This is a genomic window from Paenibacillus sp. J22R67 (genome assembly GCF_059692175.1).
Genome location: NZ_JCAUAX010000011.1, coordinates 102,571 through 122,591, shown reverse-complemented (window position 1 = coordinate 122,591; position 20,021 = coordinate 102,571). Strand labels below are relative to the sequence as shown.

At 47.3% G+C, this 20,021-nt stretch carries 24 protein-coding genes; 10 read left to right on the top strand and 14 right to left on the bottom strand.

Going from position 1 to position 20,021, the window contains the following annotated elements; genetic code table 11:
• The 4 genes from AC58VC_RS30880 to AC58VC_RS30865 all read right to left on the bottom strand — a co-directional run bounded on the left by AC58VC_RS30880 (nt 1) and on the right by AC58VC_RS30865 (nt 2,686).
• Nucleotides 1–726, bottom strand: a complete 726-nt coding sequence (locus AC58VC_RS30880; protein ID WP_497374562.1) for an HAD-IA family hydrolase — start codon at nt 724–726, stop codon at nt 1–3.
• Between the two features lie 138 nt (nt 727–864).
• Entirely contained in the window at nt 865–2,013 is a 1,149-nt protein-coding gene (locus AC58VC_RS30875; protein ID WP_497374560.1) for a transglutaminase domain-containing protein, read from the bottom strand.
• Between the two features lie 30 nt (nt 2,014–2,043).
• Nucleotides 2,044–2,475, bottom strand: a complete 432-nt coding sequence (locus AC58VC_RS30870) for a hypothetical protein (RefSeq protein WP_497374558.1) — start codon at nt 2,473–2,475, stop codon at nt 2,044–2,046.
• A 55-nt stretch (nt 2,476–2,530) separates the two neighbouring features.
• Nucleotides 2,531–2,686 (bottom strand): hypothetical protein, encoded by a 156-nt coding sequence (locus tag AC58VC_RS30865; protein ID WP_497374556.1) that lies wholly within the window; start codon nt 2,684–2,686, stop codon nt 2,531–2,533.
• A 104-nt stretch (nt 2,687–2,790) separates the two neighbouring features.
• Between AC58VC_RS30865 and AC58VC_RS30860 the strand changes: the two genes are divergently transcribed.
• A complete protein-coding gene (locus tag AC58VC_RS30860) occupies nt 2,791–3,957 on the top strand; it encodes an MFS transporter (RefSeq protein ID WP_497374554.1) in 1,167 nt (388 codons plus the stop codon).
• 167 nt (nt 3,958–4,124) lie between these two features.
• Nucleotides 4,125–4,478 (top strand): toprim domain-containing protein, encoded by a 354-nt coding sequence (locus AC58VC_RS30855; protein ID WP_497374552.1) that lies wholly within the window; start codon nt 4,125–4,127, stop codon nt 4,476–4,478.
• Between the two features lie 14 nt (nt 4,479–4,492).
• Here AC58VC_RS30855 and AC58VC_RS30850 read toward each other — a convergent pair whose 3' ends face one another.
• From AC58VC_RS30850 to AC58VC_RS30815, 8 genes are all read right to left on the bottom strand, one after another.
• A complete protein-coding gene (locus tag AC58VC_RS30850; protein WP_497374550.1) occupies nt 4,493–5,125 on the bottom strand; it encodes an SCO family protein in 633 nt (210 codons plus the stop codon).
• A 21-nt stretch (nt 5,126–5,146) separates the two neighbouring features.
• The gene (gene cyoE, locus AC58VC_RS30845; RefSeq protein ID WP_497374728.1) at nt 5,147–6,097 is read right to left on the bottom strand and encodes a heme o synthase; all 951 of its coding nucleotides are present in this window, start codon (nt 6,095–6,097) and stop codon (nt 5,147–5,149) included.
• A 662-nt stretch (nt 6,098–6,759) separates the two neighbouring features.
• Nucleotides 6,760–7,614: an urease accessory protein UreD gene (locus AC58VC_RS30840; protein ID WP_497374548.1), complete on the bottom strand. Its 855-nt coding sequence runs from the start codon at nt 7,612–7,614 to the stop codon at nt 6,760–6,762.
• Nucleotides 7,607–8,266 (bottom strand): urease accessory protein UreG, encoded by a 660-nt coding sequence (gene ureG / locus AC58VC_RS30835; RefSeq protein WP_161408661.1) that lies wholly within the window; start codon nt 8,264–8,266, stop codon nt 7,607–7,609. Before ureG ends, AC58VC_RS30840 begins: the two co-directional genes overlap by 8 nt.
• 23 nt (nt 8,267–8,289) lie before the next feature.
• Nucleotides 8,290–9,030 carry an urease accessory protein UreF gene (locus AC58VC_RS30830; RefSeq protein ID WP_497374545.1) on the bottom strand — a complete coding sequence of 247 codons (741 nt, stop codon included), beginning with the start codon at nt 9,028–9,030 and terminating at the stop codon, nt 8,290–8,292.
• Between the two features lie 12 nt (nt 9,031–9,042).
• On the bottom strand, nt 9,043–10,758 hold the full coding sequence (gene ureC, locus AC58VC_RS30825; protein ID WP_497374543.1) for an urease subunit alpha: 1,716 nt from the start codon (nt 10,756–10,758) through the stop codon (nt 9,043–9,045).
• Complete coding sequence (ureB, locus tag AC58VC_RS30820) at nt 10,755–11,123, bottom strand: urease subunit beta (RefSeq protein WP_497374726.1); 369 nt, start codon at nt 11,121–11,123, stop codon at nt 10,755–10,757. The genes ureC and ureB overlap by 4 nt, the downstream gene beginning before the upstream one ends.
• A gap of 34 nt (nt 11,124–11,157) precedes the next feature.
• Nucleotides 11,158–11,460 carry an urease subunit gamma gene (locus tag AC58VC_RS30815; RefSeq protein WP_145666723.1) on the bottom strand — a complete coding sequence of 101 codons (303 nt, stop codon included), beginning with the start codon at nt 11,458–11,460 and terminating at the stop codon, nt 11,158–11,160.
• 284 nt (nt 11,461–11,744) lie between these two features.
• Here AC58VC_RS30815 and urtA point away from each other — a divergent pair, with 284 nt between their 5' ends.
• The 7 genes from urtA (at nt 11,745) to gerQ (ending at nt 18,135) form a co-directional block, all read left to right on the top strand.
• Complete coding sequence (gene urtA, locus AC58VC_RS30810; RefSeq protein WP_497374541.1) at nt 11,745–13,007, top strand: urea ABC transporter substrate-binding protein; 1,263 nt, start codon at nt 11,745–11,747, stop codon at nt 13,005–13,007.
• 97 nt (nt 13,008–13,104) lie between these two features.
• Nucleotides 13,105–14,010 carry an urea ABC transporter permease subunit UrtB gene (gene urtB / locus AC58VC_RS30805; protein ID WP_497374539.1) on the top strand — a complete coding sequence of 302 codons (906 nt, stop codon included), beginning with the start codon at nt 13,105–13,107 and terminating at the stop codon, nt 14,008–14,010.
• A 45-nt stretch (nt 14,011–14,055) separates the two neighbouring features.
• The gene (gene urtC / locus AC58VC_RS30800; RefSeq protein ID WP_497374538.1) at nt 14,056–15,108 is read left to right on the top strand and encodes an urea ABC transporter permease subunit UrtC; all 1,053 of its coding nucleotides are present in this window, start codon (nt 14,056–14,058) and stop codon (nt 15,106–15,108) included.
• Between the two features lie 46 nt (nt 15,109–15,154).
• Nucleotides 15,155–15,946, top strand: coding sequence for an urea ABC transporter ATP-binding protein UrtD (gene urtD, locus AC58VC_RS30795; RefSeq protein WP_497374536.1), 792 nt, complete (start codon nt 15,155–15,157; stop codon nt 15,944–15,946).
• Complete coding sequence (urtE, locus tag AC58VC_RS30790; protein WP_497374534.1) at nt 15,939–16,634, top strand: urea ABC transporter ATP-binding subunit UrtE; 696 nt, start codon at nt 15,939–15,941, stop codon at nt 16,632–16,634. Before urtD ends, urtE begins: the two co-directional genes overlap by 8 nt.
• 229 nt (nt 16,635–16,863) lie before the next feature.
• Nucleotides 16,864–17,556, top strand: coding sequence for a response regulator transcription factor (locus tag AC58VC_RS30785; protein ID WP_497374532.1), 693 nt, complete (start codon nt 16,864–16,866; stop codon nt 17,554–17,556).
• 138 nt (nt 17,557–17,694) lie between these two features.
• Nucleotides 17,695–18,135 (top strand): spore coat protein GerQ, encoded by a 441-nt coding sequence (gerQ, locus tag AC58VC_RS30780; protein ID WP_497374530.1) that lies wholly within the window; start codon nt 17,695–17,697, stop codon nt 18,133–18,135.
• 59 nt (nt 18,136–18,194) lie between these two features.
• Here gerQ and AC58VC_RS30775 read toward each other — a convergent pair whose 3' ends face one another.
• Nucleotides 18,195–18,488, bottom strand: coding sequence for a hypothetical protein (locus tag AC58VC_RS30775; RefSeq protein ID WP_497374528.1), 294 nt, complete (start codon nt 18,486–18,488; stop codon nt 18,195–18,197).
• 86 nt (nt 18,489–18,574) lie between these two features.
• Between AC58VC_RS30775 and AC58VC_RS30770 the strand changes: the two genes are divergently transcribed.
• A complete protein-coding gene (locus tag AC58VC_RS30770) occupies nt 18,575–19,558 on the top strand; it encodes a metal-dependent hydrolase (RefSeq protein WP_497374526.1) in 984 nt (327 codons plus the stop codon).
• 128 nt (nt 19,559–19,686) lie between these two features.
• Here the strand turns inward: AC58VC_RS30770 and AC58VC_RS30765 are convergent, their stop codons facing one another.
• Nucleotides 19,687–19,914: an alpha/beta-type small acid-soluble spore protein gene (locus tag AC58VC_RS30765; RefSeq protein ID WP_477498664.1), complete on the bottom strand. Its 228-nt coding sequence runs from the start codon at nt 19,912–19,914 to the stop codon at nt 19,687–19,689.
• Between the last annotated feature and the right edge of the window lie 107 nt (nt 19,915–20,021).

Below are 20,021 nucleotides of genomic sequence, written 5' to 3'. Positions count from 1 at the left end.
TTACACAATAGCTTGCTGATCATCAAAAAGCTCAAGCAGGGATCGAATACCCTCCCCGGTATGGTAGTCGTAACGGATAATGCGAACCGCATCGATGCCGACTTGACTCGGCGCCCAAACGTCGTTCGTTTCGTGATCGCCGATGTAAAGCACATCTTTGGCAGCTACACCTGCACGCTCTAAGGCTAGCTGAAAAATTGCCGGATCCGGCTTCTCAAGACCGACCTCTGTCGACACAAGGACAGGATCAAAATAATGAAGAATCCCTTTATCTTCTAAAATTGCTTTCAACGTTGGTGCAAAATTGCTAATAATCCCGATTCTAAAGCCCTGAGCCTGAAGACGTTCGAGAAAAGGCTTAACATCATCAAACAATTCATAGTACTCAGGTGCCGTATAGATGTCGTAAAGCTCGTGACAGCACTTGAAAATCTCTTCCTCCGTCCATTCCTCATGGATACCCAGTTTATGCAGCACATATTTATATAGGTTGACCCAGAATTCACGATCTGACTCTGGCGAACACACAATGAAGTTATCTTGTTTATTCACATAATAAAATAGACGAAAAGCCTCTGTAAACAGTTCACTAATATGAGCCTCGTCCCGCTCCACGGAGCGCAGCTCCAGGTACTGTTTCAAAATCGTTTGGGCTGCCGGAATCGTTAGCAGCGTATCTCCGGCATCTAAGTAAATCATTGGATATTCCTGAATGGATTTCGACATACGGACTCCTTCATGTTCTCAAAATAGCACCTTATTAGTTTACCACATTTACGAATGGATGAGAAAAATCACAAAAAAGCCTCCCCCCGGATCTCCGAGTGAAGGCACTTTACTTCCTTTTATTAACTTTAAACCTGATTAAACATCTCTAATATGCGTTTGGTCAAAGTTTGGCGGATTGAACCAGTTGCCCCCGCTGGCTACCCAAGTAGAATCCAAAGGCACCCAAATTTTGGACTCTTTCAGATACACTTCGTTCCAAGCATGAGGCCCGTAGCTGCCCTGGCCGTCATATCCAAGGCCAGTTACAACCTTAACATCCAGACCTACAGCTCTAGCCATTTGAGCGTATAATCTTGAATAATCGATGCACACCCCTTCTCGAGTGTTGAACGTATCCTCCGGTGTCTGTTCCTTCCAGATACGCTGTTCTTCGTACAACTTCACTTTATCCCAATCGTATTCGATCCGGCTCCCCACCCATTTGTACAGCAGTTTCGCTTTCTCTTCGTCTGTCGTTCCACTGGCGGTTACCTCTTTGGCTGCATCTACGATGTTGCCAGGGACCTTCGCATCCAGAACTTCATATTTTCGTTGTAAAATGTTCGTAAATTCCTGCTCCACCGCCCGGGTAAACACCGGCACCTTATCGGCTATGAAATCTCCAGTGAACGGGGAAATGACTTCCTTCGCCCCTTTTTGATACATCTGAGAGGACTCGATATACGGGGTTACCATGGAATGCGGGAATAAAGTTACATAAATGAACAAAACGGCAATAAGAATGAGCGCTCGCGCAAAACCGGCTACAGAGCCGATAGCCCCTCCAGAAACCGAAGAGATCAACGATTTGCTGCGTTCCCTATAAGGGTCGCGATGCGCCAGCCAATGTCCGATCAACGGGTCAATCAGCAGGTTCAAGAGCTGCTTCACAATCATATAGCCTAGCAGAAACAACACGCCGAAACGCAGCAGCGGGAAATCCCGAATGCTAGTTAAAGCTGTATAATACGCTTGCTTAAGAGCAGTAATCTCTACGGATGGCACTTGCAGATTCTGACCTTTCAGCCAGGTTTGAATCAAAGGCGAAATGAGCTGCACACCCTTCCACGCTATGAACATGGACACAATGACGACGACCGCTTCCACGAGCATGGACAGAAGATGTTTCGCGGACCCAGAGCCGCCTCGGAAAAATCCTTGAAGGACAGAGCCTGCGAAAGTGAGTACAATCACAATGGATATGAAATTAATTGAATTGGCTTTGAACCAGGTAATATCCGTCATGACTGCTCACCATCCTTACTCATATTTCTACTAGCCTGCGTTTTTCTTCGCTTGCTCAATGAAAGCATTCACTGCGGCATTCGCACTCATTTTAAAAGTTTTGCCAAGAAAAGTAACCTGAACTTCATCCGTTCCTGCTTTGCCTTCCACTTTCAGACTCTTCGTAGAAACGATAAAGGACCCGTCAGGATTGGCCTTGAATTGGGCTTCTTTCGCTTCCGCAGTCAACGTGCTGATTGCTTTGTCTTTGACCTCATCGCCAACCTGGGTTACCACGCTTGTCCCAATATCCTTTATTTTATCCTTATAACTTGCTCCATAAACGATGAGCGCACCGACAACTACAATGACAACAAGCCATTTAATGACTGTTTTCACAATCCCAATGACAATAAATAAAATAATAATAGCAGCAACTAGTAAATACCAACGGTCCTGTGCAAATGAAATCCACTGATCCAAAAAGAACCCCTCCTGTTTATCTAAAAGTCCATCCCTATCATACTACAGGGAATCCTTAGTCTTCATCCCTTTTTTTCTTTAACAACGCTAGTTTTCGTTGAATTTCATCCGTTTGATCGGCTTTGCCTCTCGTTTTGCGAAAGGACTGCCTGAGCCGGAATACTAGAAAAACAGCGACACAAGCAAGCAAAAGAATCACATAAGCATCCATAGCTTCCTCCATCAGAATTGTGTCAATTATACAGAAAGGTCATATCCATCGGACGAGCGGCGTACATCTTAAGAAGAGACAAGTCTAATCAAGGTGGTGAGCACATGCGAACAGCCCTTTGGCTGTACTTATTTATGTTTGTGGCTTTTTTTGATTTGCACGCACAGTACCCGATTCTGTCACCTTTCGCCTTATCCTTAGGGGCCGCTCCTTCCTTTATAGGGCTAATCATGGGCGTATACTCGATTACGCACTTGCCAGGCAATCTCATCGCTGGTTATGGTGTGGACAAATACGGCAGCAAATTTTTCATTGTCTTTAGCCTGATTGTAGCAGGGATCATCTTACTTTTTCAATCTAATGTCACAGATCCATGGCATCTGCTCTACATTCGTTCCATAAGCGGATTTGTCCTTGCCTTCTTATCTCCGGCCTGCTTGTCACTGCTGGCTCGCATCGCGAAAGACCGCATCCAGCAGAGTAAACTGATGGCGGGGAACGGCCTAATCCACACGCTAGCGTCTGTGGTTTCTCCTGCAGCTGGAGCCATCTTAGTTGCCAAAATCGGCTTTACAACCGCTTTTTCCGTGCTCGGCTGGATTCTGATTGTAACGGGATTTCTGGCTATTTTTGGTGTCAAAGAAAAACAGTTGCTGGGCCAATCCGCTGGCAAACTTCAAGCCCTGGATCATCACGGCCACGGGATGCCAGACGAGGAATCGGGTTTGCCTGTCGGCGTGTCAGTCCCTTGGCTATTTTTCCTTATCCCCATGGCGCTTTCCTGCTCTCAAGGCATTTTATTCTTTGAACTGCCGCTTATGAAATCTGCTCGAGAATCCATACTCACCTCTGGCGTATTTTTCACATTGATCAGCTTGGGTGCTTTGCTAAGTATCTCGCTCTGGTTCCTTAATAAAGTGCCGCCATTTATCCGAACAGTCTGCGGGAGCTTGTCGTTAGCCGTTGTTTTCTTTGGCCTAGCCATCCAGTGGCCCATCCCCTTGTCTGTTTCCCTCTTCCTGATCGGAATGGCTAAAGGTATCATCTATCCCGCTTTAGCTGCACTGCTTGCCAGCATTACCAGCAGCAATCGTTACGGACGAGTCTTCTCTTTACTCTCGATTTCTTACTCCATTGGCGCTTTTATCGGCCCTATGATGGCTGGACAGCTTCGTGACCATATTTCCTCTTATTTCATCGCCTTTTTCGTCCTCATGCTGGCACTTTCGCTTTTACCATTGCGTACGTTTAAAACGCCTGTTACGACATAACGCCTTCTACTCAAGGCGGCTTGAGATGTTCAAGCCGTCTTTGTGCTGTCAATCTCTGTCATTTCCCGGGAAATGGCAGCGTATTATTTGAGCAAACGTCGAATGGAATCCTTGGATCGCTTACAAAAACAGGTTATACTACAAAAAAACCTGATGGAGGCCAGCCCATGTCGATCACAATCATTGTAGAAGGCAAAAACGACAAAAGCCGCTTAAAGCGCGTCGTTGATGATAGCGTTCAGATTCTCTGCACCTTCGGAACACCTAGCTCACAAACCTTGGAGGAACTACAGAAAAAGGCAGGAGACAAGCAAGTCTATTTGTTTACAGATAATGATTCTTCCGGAAAAAGGATACGTTTTCTGTTGCGGGACACTTTCCCGGATGCCGAGCAAATTTATACGCGCAGAGGGTATGCCGGGGTTGAGGGAACACCTGAGGAATACCTTATTCAGCAATTAGAAAAAGCAGGTCTGGAGGAGTATATTATCTACCCTTCACCAGATCCTGCTCTTGATTAGTTTATGTAGTTAACTTATTTCTCTTTGGACAAAGTCACCACATCTTTGACAATATGGTCGGCGTCCAGTTCCGGATTGCTCGCATCATAATAATTCCGCAACTTACCCTTTTTATCAACAAGTAAAATAGCATTGGAGTGAGAGAAGTTTCCGTCTTTCTCCTTAATGACCATGATGCCGAAATCCTCGGCAAGCTTGTGAATCTTCGCTTCTTCACCACGGAGGAACATCCATCCGGTTGGATCAGGCTTGGACTCAAACTTGGTTCCGAACTCCTTAAGTACAGCCGGTGTATCCCGGTTTGGATCAACGGTGATGGAGATAATTTCGGATTTTGTACCGAACAGTTCTTTTTTCTTCAATTCATCTTGCACTTGTGTCAACAAAAATGTTGTCGGCAGACAGACGTCCGGACAAAAAGAATAGAAGAAATAAACGAGTCTTACTTTGCCATCTGTATCCGCAGAAGCAACTGTCTTCCCATCCAAGTCTTGCAGTTGAAAAGACGGAGACTGCTTCATCGCCGTTAAGCGTTGATCCGGTTCACTGCTGTTGACCCAAAGCTTATAGGCAAAAGAAGCAATCATCGCAATCAAGATAGCGCCCAGCGCCAGCTTGAACCAATTTTTTTCAAAAAATGTGCTCATCTTCGTCATCCGTCCTTCATTTTAGCTAATCTTCACCGTATCAATGACCATGAGGATCGATAAGAGGGTTAGATACATAATCGAGAAAAGAAACATGCGTTTCGCCCATACGACTTCTGCCTCACCTGTTGCTTTGAAACCCTTCACGCTCATGAACATCCAGATTAATCCGAGAATCGTGGAGCCGATCAAAAAGAGGTAACCTACATATCCGTAAGCTGTCAACATAACGGTAACCGGAACAAGCAATACGACATAACGGACCATGGAAATCTTAGTCACGTAAGATCCTTTGACCACTGGTAAAAGCGGGAATCCAGCTGCGCGATATTCTTCCATGCGGCGAATGCCAAGTGCCCAGAAATGCGGCGGCTGCCATAGGAATAAGAAAAGGAATACCAGGATAGCTCCTAAATCGACCGTCCCGCTAACTGCACAATACCCGATGACCGGTGGCGTCGCTCCAGAGAATGCGCCTACGAATGTGCTCCAGACTGAGGTTCTTTTGAACCATGCCGTATAGAGCCATACATACAAGAACAATCCAATTAACCCAATCAACGTTGCAAGCGGGGAAGCTGCTCCAAAATAGAGGACAGCTAGTCCGATCGTTCCTAGAATAATGCCGTACCATAAAACGACATTGGGACCGAGTCTTCCACTAGGCAGCGCTCTGTTCTGCGTCCGTTCCATTTTGGCATCCATCTCACGGTCTAGGTAATTGTTCAGCACCGTACCGCCAGCCATGACAAGAGCTGTTCCGAGCATTGTAAAAAATAAGTGGGCCCAACTTACGTCCCAGCGTGCGGCCATCCAATATCCAGCGAAAGCCGTCATTAGGTTTGAATAAATAATCCCCGGCTTCACCAAGCGATAGAAATCTTTTAACGTCACAGGCTCTGCAGATGTTGACTTATTGACTGCATCTATGGCTTCGTTCCGAGCGGAACCTTGTGTCGAATCGTTAGAAATGCTTTCGTAGCTAGCTTGATTTTCCACGTCATTGCCCTCCTCTATATCGAACTTCCGAGCTAACTTATTTATAATCTCATTTATCATACCAACCCCTACACAGTTTGACAATGAAGTCGGGGCAGTTGTCATGATATTGTCGATTCTCCTACCAGTATGCGTGGAAAATAAACTTACCATTCTCTCCCAACGCAAAAAAGGACCGCATTCGTGATCAGACCACGCCATTATGTTGTATAAAATGCAACGATAGTCTTCGACTTCAACTTCGACTTTGTTGCTCAGACGTCCCTTCGTCACCTCACACCATTTATCACTCAACACCAAGTTGCGACTGCAACAGCATTCTATGTTGTACTTTGTGCAACCATTAGGCTGGATTGGACCTCAGATCACCTCTATATTGTACTTCATACAACGATTCATGACACTAAACCGCTTACATCTACCCTTTTGCAACAAATGGATGTATATTGTGCAACGAAAGACTGCATTCGTGGTCAGACTACGCCATTACGTTGTATAAAATGCAGCACAAGCCTTCGACTTCGACTTTGACCAGTTACTCCGCTAACGAACATCAATAAGGGTAAGCGAAGCTTACCCCCAAAACATATAAATTCTGGCGCATCAAAAAAGGAGCCCTCAGGGCTCCTTCCATCCTATTTATTAACCATTAATGGGGTTAAGGCAAGTAAGCTTCGGCGCAGTTCATGCCAGGCTTGGGTAAGGACATGCTGCAATTGCCAGGCATGTCGTCCCATTACGGTGACGATTATCCCGTGTTTATACGAGAGACTAGCTCCGATACGTACTTGTTCAATGCCATTAATCTTCTCCAGACAAGCCATCAGGCCATCTAGATGCCGCTGCCCAAGCCGATCTGAGAAGATATACAAATTCCCCAGATGCGTCTCCTGCTCCCAACTCCCAGGAGCTGTGAGCAGCATATCTTGGGGCTCAATTCTCTGGTTCTGATAATAAATCAGTTCCGTGCCGTACCAAACCTTCATGCGATTGGTATAACGCGAGTACTGAAAGATCTCTCCCCTCTGCGTTCGTCCCGGACAGAGAATATCAGAGAATATACACGCAGCACCTGGGGCAAGATACACTTCCGTCTCGGAGAATAAACGGGCATCTTTGTACAACATGAGCGGCTCCGGGATGTATTCCAGCAGCGCATCCGCCTCCACATGCAGCGACTGGTGCTGCGTGCTTCCTTGATCTCCCAAGGAAGGATGAACCTTCGTGAACGATTGGTTCGTTAGAAAAACACGTGCACCCTCTGCAAGGCGCACGTTAATTTCGTAATGATCCCCTGACATCAATCCCGGGGAGCAGTCCATCATATATACACCCAGTTGCTCCACGGGCTGGTCTCCGGTGAACGATTCGTTCTCATAGCGGAACGTCTTGGCGATTTTGAGCGGGGAGGCGTGATATTTGTGAACCAGCTGCGTGACGCCGCTGCGCACCGCAAATGCTGCCTTGATCTCCCCGGTCACCTTAGGCATGGCTGAACTCCTGCTCCACCCATGTCACAATATCATCAAGTCCTGTGCCGCCCATCAGGTTGGAGAAAATGTACGGACGGTCGCCGCGCATTTTCTTCGTATCCGAATCCATGACTTCTAAGCTGGCGCCGACATACGGAGCCAAATCGATTTTGTTAATGATCAGCATATCGGATCTCATAATACCAGGGCCGCCTTTACGCGGAATTTTCTCCCCTTGGGCAACATCGATAATATAGATGAAGCGATCCACTAATTCCGGACTGAATGCTGCAGCCAAATTATCGCCGCCGCTCTCGATGAAAATGATATCTAGATGCTCAAACCGCTGCTCCAACTCTTCAATCGCTTCGAAATTCATAGAGGCATCTTCTCGAATCGCCGTATGTGGACATCCGCCTGTCTCCACTCCGATAATGCGCTCTTCGGGCAATGCCTCCGAGCTGATCAGAATACGAGCATCTTCCTTCGTGTAGATATCATTCGTAATTACCGCGATACTGAGACGGTCTTTCAGCTTCCGAGCTAGACGCTCCACTAAAGCTGTTTTGCCGGAGCCAACAGGCCCTCCGATACCGATGCGCATCGGGCGGCTCCGATCGACAGATGGTTTCTCCCATTGATGATGATGATGACCTTGTCCTTGACACATAGTCATTCCTCCTTGTATTTGAGTTAAGACATGAACAATCGCGAATATAAGGTCTCGTGCTGCATCATCGCTAGATCAGCCGAGGGTGAATTCGTATAAGCATCCATGGGATCTAAATGAGCTACGCGCTGCCACTGCCTTCCGATCAACGGAATCACCTTAGAAAGCAGCGTTTGGCCCTGCGTCTGCCCCATGGACATGAGCCTTAAAGCACTATTGATACAGGTCATCACACAGCTGTACAGATATCCTTCCACCGCTTGTTCCAGCGGCACGCCAAGGTGATAACTTACCCATCCATGCACAACCGGATGGTTGGCACTGCAGCGCCCATCCTTCACGGCTTCCTCTAAGGACCTCCAATCCAGCTCGGGATACATAGCTCGGGATAACTGCAACAGCCTGCGTCCCATCTTTTGAACGCCGCTTCTCGCCTCACTTGATACCCGCTGCACATGCAGCATGTGGTCGACTGCCCAAAGCTGATCCCAATCCCCTTTGGGAATATGAGTGTAGGCTGCTTTGATCACCATCGCATCAGACGATGACCAGTTGTGGAGGAGCATGGTGCTGATATAAGCCTCAAGCTCATCGACGGTTTCCAAACGTCCTTGCTGAACCAACGTTTCCAAGCCGAAGGAGTGTGAGAAGCCCCCAATCGGAAGTGCTGAATCTAGAAGCTGCTGGTAGGCAAGCCAGTGAAACTTTGGGCCTATTGCTTCTTGTTGCGTGGCCGCTGCCCGCTGCATCCCATCCATGAGCATCACCCGCATTTTCTAAAATAGGAAATATAATTGCGCCATCGGAAGCTTCGTCGCTGGTTCACAAGTGATGGCTTCCCCATCTACTTTGACTTCATACGTTTCCGGGTTCACTTCTATAGAAGGAGTGCCATTGTTATGAATCATGTCTTTCTTCGAGATCTCACGACAGCCTTTCACTGGCTCAATTCTCTTCTGTAAACCGAGCCTCTGCGCAATGCCATTGTCATAAGCCGTTTGAGAAACGAACGTTATCGAGCTTTGTGTCAAAGCCTTGCCGAAAGCGGCAAACATCGGCCTTCCGAACACGGGCTGCGGTGTTGGAATGGACGCATTCGGATCTCCCATTTGTGCGTAGGCAATGCTGCCGCCCTTGAGTACCAGATCAGGTTTAACCCCGAAGAACATCGGGCTCCAAACCACTAGATCCGCGAATTTACCCGGCTCGATAGAACCAACCAAGTGCGAAACACCATGCGTAATCGCAGGGTTAATCGTATACTTCGCAATGTAACGCTTGATGCGGAAGTTGTCCCCATCCTCTGTATCCGGAGCGAGTGGTCCCCGCTGTTTCTTCATCTTATCCGCCGTTTGCCAGGTGCGGATGATGACCTCTCCAACCCGGCCCATCGCCTGCGAATCCGAGCTCAGCATACTGAACACCCCAAGATCATGCAGAATATCCTCCGCAGCAATCGTTTCCGGGCGTATCCGCGAGTCGGCAAATGCCACATCCTCAGGGATTCGGCTGTCCAAGTGATGGCAAACCATAAGCATATCCAGATGCTCTTCAATTGTATTGATCGTGTAAGGACGTGTCGGATTTGTCGAAGACGGCAGGATATTCAATTCTGCAGCGGCCCGAATGATATCCGGCGCATGTCCTCCGCCTGCTCCTTCCGTATGATACGTGTGTATGGTACGGCCTTTGATGGCTGCGAGCGTATCCTCCAAAAATCCCGCTTCATTTAATGTATCTGTATGAATGGCGACCTGAACGTCAAATTGATCGGCTGCTGTCAAGCATGTGTCGATAGCCGCCGGTGTCGTTCCCCAATCTTCATGCAGCTTCAAACCGATGGCGCCTGCTTCAATTTGTTCAACTAATGGCGCCAAGAATGAGGAATTCCCTTTCCCTGTGAACCCCAGGTTCATCGGGAACGCTTCCGCGGATTCTAACATCCTCCGCATATGCCATGCGCCAGGTGTGCATGTTGTCGCATTCGTGCCAGTCGCCGGTCCTGTACCGCCGCCGATCATTGTTGTCACTCCGGAGGATAGCGCCGTTTCGATCTGCTGAGGGCATATATAATGAATGTGGGCATCAATTCCCCCAGCTGTCACGATTTTACCTTCGCCAGCGATGACTTCTGTGCTTGCTCCGACAATTAAATTCGGATGCACGCCATCCATAATATCGGGGTTGCCGGCTTTGCCAATTCCGACGATATGTCCATCCTTGATGCCAATATCGCCTTTCACAATTCCCCAATGATCGATAACGACAGCATTCGTGATCAACGTATCGAGTACGCCTTGATCCCGGGTGGCACCACTGGACTGTCCCATGCCGTCCCGGATTACTTTCCCTCCGCCAAATTTGCACTCGTCTCCATAGACGGTGTAATCATGCTCAATTTGCGCCCATAATTCCGTATCCGCCAAACGAATAGCATCGCCAGTCGTAGGCCCGAACATCAGCGCGTAGCTCTTACGATCTATTTGACTCACACGCGTTTCCCCTCCCATGCCTGCCATCTTGCTCTCGTCTCGTCGGACATCTGGTCTTTAACTGCCGATCCTTCGCTCAAATTATTGAGCCCATAGGATAACTTGGCTCCGCCCAGCTCGACCAGCTGAATCGGCTTTTGCTCTCCCGGTTCGAACCGAACGGCTGTCCCCGCCGGAATATCCAGATGCATGCCAAAGGCAAGTTCTCTGGGAAAGGCTAACGCTCGATTCACCTCAAAAAAGTGATAGTGGGAGCCCACCTGAATTGGGCGATCTCCTGTATTCGTGACAATGATTTCGACTGTTTGTCTGCCTTTATTCATTTCTATGTAACCTCGGTTAATGCGATATTCTCCCGGAACCATCTTCTCGCCCCTTTCGGTCGATTCATCCATATTGTTAGGTGATGGGTTCGTGAACGGTCACCAGCTTCGTACCATCTGGAAACGTTGCTTCTACCTGTACATCATGAATCATCTGAGGAACACCTTCCATAACCTGCTCTGCCTTCAAAATGGTGGTGCCGAAGGTCATAAGCTCAGCGACCGTCATGCCATCCCTGGCGCCTTCCATAATTTCAGATGTAATTAGTGCAATACTTTCGGGATAATTCAGCTTTAAGCCTCTCGCCAATCTTCGCCTTGCTAAGTCTGCCGCTACTGTAATGAGGAGCTTTTCTTTCTCGCGCTCGGTTAAATGCACATCATCACCTCTTCAAAAACCGAATAATGGTATTCTTTTACACTTATTATATTCGGATATTCCTTGCTTGTAAATCTGTAATGTCATATTAATTAACATAAAACAAGTGATTTTCCCAATTATTTTCCCTATTTTATGCACGAAGCACAAAGAGGCTACATCCATTTGTGCAATAATAACAAAATAAAAACCAATACATGTCATGTATATTGACATTATCCTTTTGCCCACTTTATCATAAGCCTTGTAATCCAAATCTTGTAAGTAAGGGAGTGGGACGATTAATGAGAGAGATAAGAAACAAAGGGAAACTCACCGTCGCTTTAAGCATGGCATTGATGATGGTCGCAACTGGCTGTGCAAAGTCGGAGCCTACTGCATCCACGGCAACAACGAAAGCGACAGAAGTCAAAGCGGAAACAAAAGACGAGACTGTACCTGTTGGTATTCTTCACTCTCTAACGGGCACGATGTCCATTAGTGAAGTATCTGTAAGAGATGCGGAGCTTATGGCGATTGATGAAATTAATGCAGCTGGGGGACTCTTAGGCAAGAAACTAAAGCCCGTCATTGAAGACGGCGCATCCGATTGGCCTACTTTTGCAGAGAAAACTAAGAAGTTACTGCAGAAAGACAGTGTTGTGACGATTTTCGGTTGCTGGACGTCAGCCAGCCGTAAAGCGGTACTTCCGGTCGTCGAGCAAAACAAAGGATTACTGTGGTATCCAGTTCAGTATGAAGGCGTAGAATCCTCACCAAACATTTTCTATGTAGGCGCAACAACGAACCAACAAATTATCCCCGCTGTAACCTGGCTCCTCCAAAACAAAGGCAAGAAATTCTACCTCTTAGGCTCAGACTACGTTTTCCCAAGAACAGCCAACAAAATTATTAAAGAGCAGCTGAAAGCCGAAGGCGGCACACTGGTAGCTGAAGAGTATACGCCGCTTGGACACACCGATTACAACACAATTATTAGCAAAATCAAAAAAGAGAAACCGGATGTTGTTTTCAATACGCTGAATGGCGATAGTAACGTAGCCTTCTTCAAGCAATTGAAAGACGCTGGTATTACAGCCAAAGATTTAACAACTATGTCTGTTAGTATCGCCGAAGAAGAGGTTCGCGGAATTGGAGCATCTGTTTTGGATGGACACTACACAGCTTGGAATTACTACCAAACAACGGATACACCAGAGAACAAAAAATTTGTTGAAGCCTACAAAGCTAAATATGGCAAAGACCGCGTAACGGATGATCCGATCGAAGCCGGTTACACAGCCGTTTACCTATGGGCGGAAGCCGTCAAAAAAGCAGGCTCTTTTGAGGTAGAGAAAGTAAAAGCAGCAGCCAAAGGCATAGAGTGGAATTCACCGGAGGGTAAAGTCACCATCGATGGCGAGAACCAGCATATTTCCAAAACAGCGCGTATCGGCCAAATTGGCGCTGACGGGTTAATTAAAGAAGTATGGAATTCTGGTCAACCGCTCAAACCGGATCCTTTCCTCAAAACGTATCCATGGGGCGGCGAAGTAACGAAGAAATAAAGCTCACCGATAGGATCGTTCTTGAAACCAGGTCTGCCTAACGGCAGCCCTGGATTTCAGTATTTTACTCGGGATTCACTAAGGGGGAAGCATCGTCATGAGTTTGCTGCTGCTTCAATTATTCAATGGCTTAAGTCTAAGCTCCATCCTGCTCCTGATCGCCATTGGGCTCGCCATTACATTCGGGCTTATGAATGTCATGAATATGGCTCACGGCGAGTTTATTATGATCGGAGCCTACATGGCCTATCTGGTCCAGCATTGGTTCCAGCAATTCCTGCCGGCATCCGCCTTCGGCTGGTATTTCATCGTTTCGCTTGGCGTCGCCTTCGCCGTAGCCTTCCTCGTCGGATGGTTGCTAGAGGTCTGCCTCATTCGGTTCATGTACGGCAGACCGTTAGACAGCCTGCTTGCAACATGGGGCGTCAGCTTAGCTCTGCAGCAGCTTGCCAGATCCATATTCGGCGCACCCAACGTCGCAGTAAAAGCTCCTGAGTGGTTGGAAGGCGGACTCCACCTGACAGCTGATCTCATTCTTCCTTACAAGCGCCTCTTCATTATTGCCTTGGTCGCTTTGTGTATCTTCATTATCTACATGTACTTATACCACTCTGCTGGCGGCAGACGGATGAGAGCCGTTATGCAGAACCGCGAAATGGCTGCCTGTCTCGGTATTTCTACACGCAGAGTAGATTCGCAATCCTTCGCATTCGGGTCTGCCATGGCGGGCATTGCCGGATGTGCGCTAACCTTGGTTGGACCCATTGGACCGACCATCGGCACGTACTACATCGTCGACGCCTTCATGGTTGTTGTACTTGGCGGCATCGGGAAGCTAATCGGCACGGTTGCAGGTGCTTTGGGCATTGGCGTGTTCAATACAGCGCTTGAGTATACAACCAGTGCGACGATTGGGAAAGTACTCGTCTTCACACTCATCATCGCCTTCTTGCAATGGAAACCGATGGGACTTGTGACGATCCGTTCAAGATCCTTAGACTGAAGAAAGGATGTGGCCTCTTCCATGCTCTTCGCCGGACAATCCAAGATGAAACTGATGGTTTATACCGTTTTTTTAATCCTGTTAGCACTTGCTCCACTGTTTTTGTCTGATTTCCGCCTTTCGCTTCTAGGCAAGTTTCTCGCTTATGCCATTATTGCCATGGGAATTGATCTAATTTGGGGTTACACCGGCATATTGAGTCTCGGTCATGGCGTGTACTTCGGACTCGGCGCCTACTGTATGGCGATGCATCTGAAACTAGCCGCGAATCCCGGCGAGCTGCCTGATTTCATGTCCTGGAGCGGCGTAGAAAGCTTGCCTTGGTTCTGGGTTCCCTTCCATTCGGCAGGCGCTGCTTTTCTGCTAGCCCTCATCATTCCTATGATTGTCGCCTTCATTTTAGGTTATTTTACCTTTCGCAACCGAATTAAAGGCGCCTTTTTCTCCATCCTGTCGCAGGCCCTTGTCATTATTACAGTGACATTGTTTGTTGGCCAACAAGGCTACACAGGCGGAACGAATGGACTCACCAACTTTGACTCTTTTTTAGGCTTAAACCTGCAAGCACAGTCAACAAAGCTAATCTTCTTCTATCTCACCTTAGCGGTCGTTGCCGTCGTCCTAATCCTATGCAGCCTGCTCGTCACCAGCCGTATGGGGAATATTCTAACGGCCATACGCGATGGAGAGAATCGGGTACGCTTCATCGGATACAATCCAGTAACGTACAAAGTATTCATCTACTGTGCATCCGCAGGATTGGCCGGACTTGCCGGCGTGCTCTTCGTACTTCAAGAAGGCATCATTTCCCCCGCACAGATGGGGATTGTTCCTTCGATTGAAATGGTCCTATGGGTTGCTATCGGTGGACGCTCTACCATCGGAGGCGCTGTTCTAGGAGCTCTAGTGACCAACGCTGCCAAAACTACGTTCAGTGAAGCCTATCCAACTTGGTGGCCCTTCATTCTCGGTGCGATGTTCATTATTGTTGTGCTTTTACTGCCCAAAGGAATCGTCGGCACCATTACCCATTACACATCCAATTGGAAAAAGCCCGTGCTGCCTAAGCCGATTTCTTCCTCGCAAGAAGCTAGATAAACTTACAAGTTATTTGTTTCATGAATAAAAGAAGGAGGAACATCCCATGCTCGGACAATTAGCAGAGCAACAACCTGTGCCTGGCGCTAAAATACTAAGCGTAAAAGGGCTAGAGGTAAGCTTCGACGGTTTTAAAGCCTTGCGCAATCTCGACTTTTCCTTGGAATATGGCGAACTTCGCTTTCTCATCGGACCCAATGGGGCCGGAAAAACAACGCTCCTCGATGTCATTTGCGGGAAAGTGAAACCTTCGCTAGGGGAAGTTTTTTTCAAAGACTCCATTGATCTTACCAAGCATCAAGAGCATCAAATTGCACAGCTCGGTATTGGACGGAAATTCCAGGCACCCTCTGTCTTTTCAACCTTAACGGTATTTGAAAATCTAGCTTTATCCATGAAACAAAAGCGCGGTCTTCTCAGTGCACTCTGGGCCAAAACGACAAGCGAGCAGCGGGATCGCCTGCACCAAAGACTTGGCATGATTGGCCTGCAAGGCAAAGCCAAGGAGCGCGCTGGCTCCCTTTCTCACGGGGAGAAACAATGGCTCGAAATCGGCATGCTGCTCATGCAGGAACCTGATCTTCTTCTGCTCGATGAGCCGGCCGCCGGAATGACCGATAGCGAGACAGAGAAAACGGGTGAGCTTCTTCATGAAATTGCTGCGGATCAAACGATTATTGTAGTCGAGCACGACATGGAATTTGTTCGCCAGTTTGCCAAAACAGTCACGGTGCTTCATGAAGGCACCGTCCTTCGCGAAGGTACGATGCTAGATATTCAGAATGACGATAAGGTTGCTGAGGTTTATCTGGGAAGGAGAGTGGAGCGCGGTGCTTAATCTTCAAAACATCGAAGCAGGCTATGGGGAAAGTATGGTTGTTCGCCAAGTGAACTTACTCGTGAAACCTGGACAGATCGTTTGTCTGATGGGACGTAACGGCGTGGGGAAATCAACGCTCATGAAGAGCATCATGGGTCTCGTTAAACCGAAGTCTGGTTCCATTCAATATAACGAACGGGACATCACGACCAGCCCTCCAGATCAGCGCGCGAAATCAGGCATTGGCTATGTGCCGCAAGGCCGTGAAATCTTCCCACAGTTAACTGTAGAGGAGAATTTGCTGCTTGGACTTGAAGCGGCGACAGATGGGAGAAAGAAACTGCCCGATTCCCTCTTCGACACCTTCCCTGTTCTGCGGGAAATGCTCTTCCGCAAAGGGGGAGACCTCAGCGGCGGTCAGCAGCAACAGCTAGCTATCGCCCGTGCCTTAGCTGCAGGTCCGAAACTTCTGCTGCTGGATGAACCCATGGAGGGCATACAACCTTCCATTGTTATGGAGATTGAAGCCATTATCGAATCCATCAAACGAAGAAGGGAGATAGCCGTCTTATTGGTCGAGCAAAGCTTAGAATTCGCTACGAGCATAGCTGATTATTACTATGTCATAGACCGTGGGACGATAGCCGCCGAAGGTCATGCCGAGCATCTGAGCGAAGATCAAGTTCGAAAGCACTTAACCGTATGATTTGGTTCCCGAATGCTCACCCTACCAAAGGAAGCTGGATTACTTGACCTAATCTTTAGGCATCAAGTACCATCCAGCTTCTTTTTTTCTTTTTTGAAAAGTAAACGAATTATTGTCTTAAAACTGGACGGCACAAAATGGATAATGATAACATGTTAAATATAGGATCGAATGTTGCGTCCGGCATATCGAGCACCGAGCCTTTTGAAGGAAAAGGAGGGGAACGTTTATGTCTAAAGTATTAATTATTGAAGATGATCTAAGCATTGGTGAAATGATGTCCATTTATTTGTACGAAGAAGGGTATCAAGTCATGCGGGCGGAGAACGGCCGTCAGGGAGAAACCCTATTCCGCGACTTCCATCCTGATGTCATTGTTCTTGATATCATGCTGCCTGATGTTGACGGAATCCAGCTTTGCACTTACTTCCGAACCGCTTCCACCATTCCTATTCTCATGGTTTCGGCCAAAAGTGAAGTTTCCGACCGAATCAAAGGTCTGCAAACAGGAGCAGACGATTATTTATGCAAGCCTTTCTCCATGAGAGAACTAGCCGCCAGGGTACAAGCCTTGCTGCGACGTTCAACCGCTTTTGCCCATGTAGCGGCCACTGCAGCCGATACCTCAACCAATCAGAACGTCCACCTGGATCTCGAGAAACGGTGTCTTTTTGTACATAATAAATTGATTGAGACCACTTTCTCCGAATTCGAGATTATGAAGCTATTATGGCAAAATCAGGGCCGTGTATACAGCCGCGAGGAGCTGCTCAACCGGGTCCGCGGTTTCGATTCCTATGTGACTGAGCGCGCCATAGATGTACATATCGCAAACCTTCGAAAAAAAATAGAAACCGACCCGAAAGAACCGAAATATATCAAAACGGTCTGGGGTGTCGGATATAAATTTTTGCTGAACTAAGCTCCCTTTGGGAGCTTTTTTATTTTGCAGATGAACAGGGAAATCAGTCACCAAATAGGCGAATGCACAATATGATGAGGTGTATGCTTCACAAGAAGAAAGCTTCCACAAGGAAAGCTCCAAGGAGGATTTACAGTTATGTTGAATAACCCTTATAAAATTGGCAACCAAGCACAAATGCCAACATTTGGCGGAAGTCCCTATCCGGCCTACCCGGTTCCGACAGCAATTACGAACAAAATGGTTCCGATGCAGCCTAGCGGCTCCACGCTGCCACCTGCAGGAACAGGCCTGCAAACGGGTGTAAACGTGCCTGGCCTACCGATGGAAGAATCTTATATCGAGAATATTCTACGGCTCAATCTTGGCAAAATGGCTACACTTTACATGACATACGAGAATAACTCGCAATGGAATGCCAAAATTTTCAAAGGCAAATTGGAAGCCGCAGGACGCGACCATATCATCATCAGCGATCCAGCTACAGGCATGCGCTACTTACTGCTTATGGTGAATCTGGACTACATTACATTCGACGAGGAATTAAATTACTACTATCCCTATGGCAGCAGAAGATAATACGGACATTTCACCTCCACAAAACCGCTAACCTTAACCAAGGCTGCGGTTTCTTTTTGTTAATCAACAGGTGTGAAATGCCACATATGCAGCTTGCTTAAGCCGCCTTTCACCCACTTTTCCCACGCTGCCTGACTGTTCGCTGTTCCCCCGCCTTGCTGGAATCGTTCTTCCTTCAACTGGATATACTCAACATGATTCACTTCATTCCAAATTTCTACAAATAGTCCTGGTTGATCCGTTCCCTCCAATACCTCCAAACGCCCTTCCCGCTCTTGCCACTCCTGCATATAGATGAGAAAAGACTCCCGATATTCGGGATTTATGGCATACTCTACAAAAACTTTAGACATTTTTAGATCTCCCTCTGATTTATTTTTTGCTCCAAAATGGTAAACTAATAAGAAGACGGAAATTGACCTTAGGAGGAGAAACCCACTTGGACACAGGTACACATCTTGTTATTGGCTTAGGGTTAGCAGGATTGTCGCAAATTGATCCCAGCGTTTCCGCGGATTCAGCCGCTACGACTGCTGTCTTCATCGGAACCGTTATCGGTTCACAGATTCCGGATGTGGACGGGCTGCTACGTTTCAAGAATAATGCCACGTATATCCGTAATCATCGCGGTCGCTCCCACTCTTTGCCAGCTTTACTGCTTTGGACGTTACTCATCACTGGAGCCCTCGCTCTATTCTTTCATGGAATCCCTCTGCTGCATCTAGGAATGTGGGTAGGGATCGCGGTTTGTTTTCACGTTTTCAGCGATTGTTTCAACACATATGGTACACAAGCCATTCGGCCTTTTTCTGAGAAGTGGGTATCGTGGAACATTATTCACATCTTTGATCCCTTTATCTTTTCGAGCCACATTGCTGCCATCTTCATGTGGTCCTTCCACGTGGCAAGTCCAAAGCTTGTTTTCCCAACTTTATATGGTGTTATCGCCCTTTACTACATTTGGCGCACGCTTGACCATTACATTGTAGAAAAAGGCCTTTACCGCAAAGATCCGACTTTCCAGCATGGCGATCAATACACACTTATTGTAACATTCAACCTCTATGTCTGGAATGTCGTAAAAAGAAGAGCAGACGGTACCTTCCAACTAGGCGAGCTTAAGAATTCCAAGCTGAAATGGTTAGATACAGTGAGGTGTGAGGACCACCCAGCCGTCGAAGCTTCCAAAAAGCATGAAGATATTCAAGCTTTGCTGTACTTCTCATCGTTCACCTGCGCGGAAGTGAAAGAACATCGTTGGGGCTACGAAGTTAGATGGGCGGATGTACGCTATCGCCATCGTAAGCAGTACCCATTCGTAGGTGTCATCCATATGGACCACAATTTCAAAACACTCGATTCTTACGTAGGCTGGGTCAACGACACCAGACTAGAAAAGAAACTTCGAGTAGATCTTTATTAAGAAGAGGACGCGTGCAATTACGCGTCTTTTTTATTTATATTCCACCAAAAAAAAGCTCAGAGGTTTTTTAGGCCCCTGAGCTTTTATATTACAACAATCGGGAAAAACTAATAACGGGTTATCGCTTCTTAGCTACGGAAGCCAGATTGACCAGCCAACGATTGCTCAGCGATTTGCACTAGACGACGAGTGATGTTACCCCCGATTGAACCTGCATCGCGAGTAGCCATATAGCCCATGTAACCATCTTGAGGAATTTGGATGCCCAGTTCTTGAGCTACCTCATATTTCAATTGATTTAGAGCTGCTGTAGCTTGTGGAACTGCCAAAGTGTTGCTGTTACGAGATTGTGCCATAAGGATCAGACTCCTTTCAGTCAGCTATGATCTTTGATGTATTTGCAAGCTTGCAAACATAGTATGTGGAGGAAATGAATTTATATGCACAGCGATCAAAAAAGTTT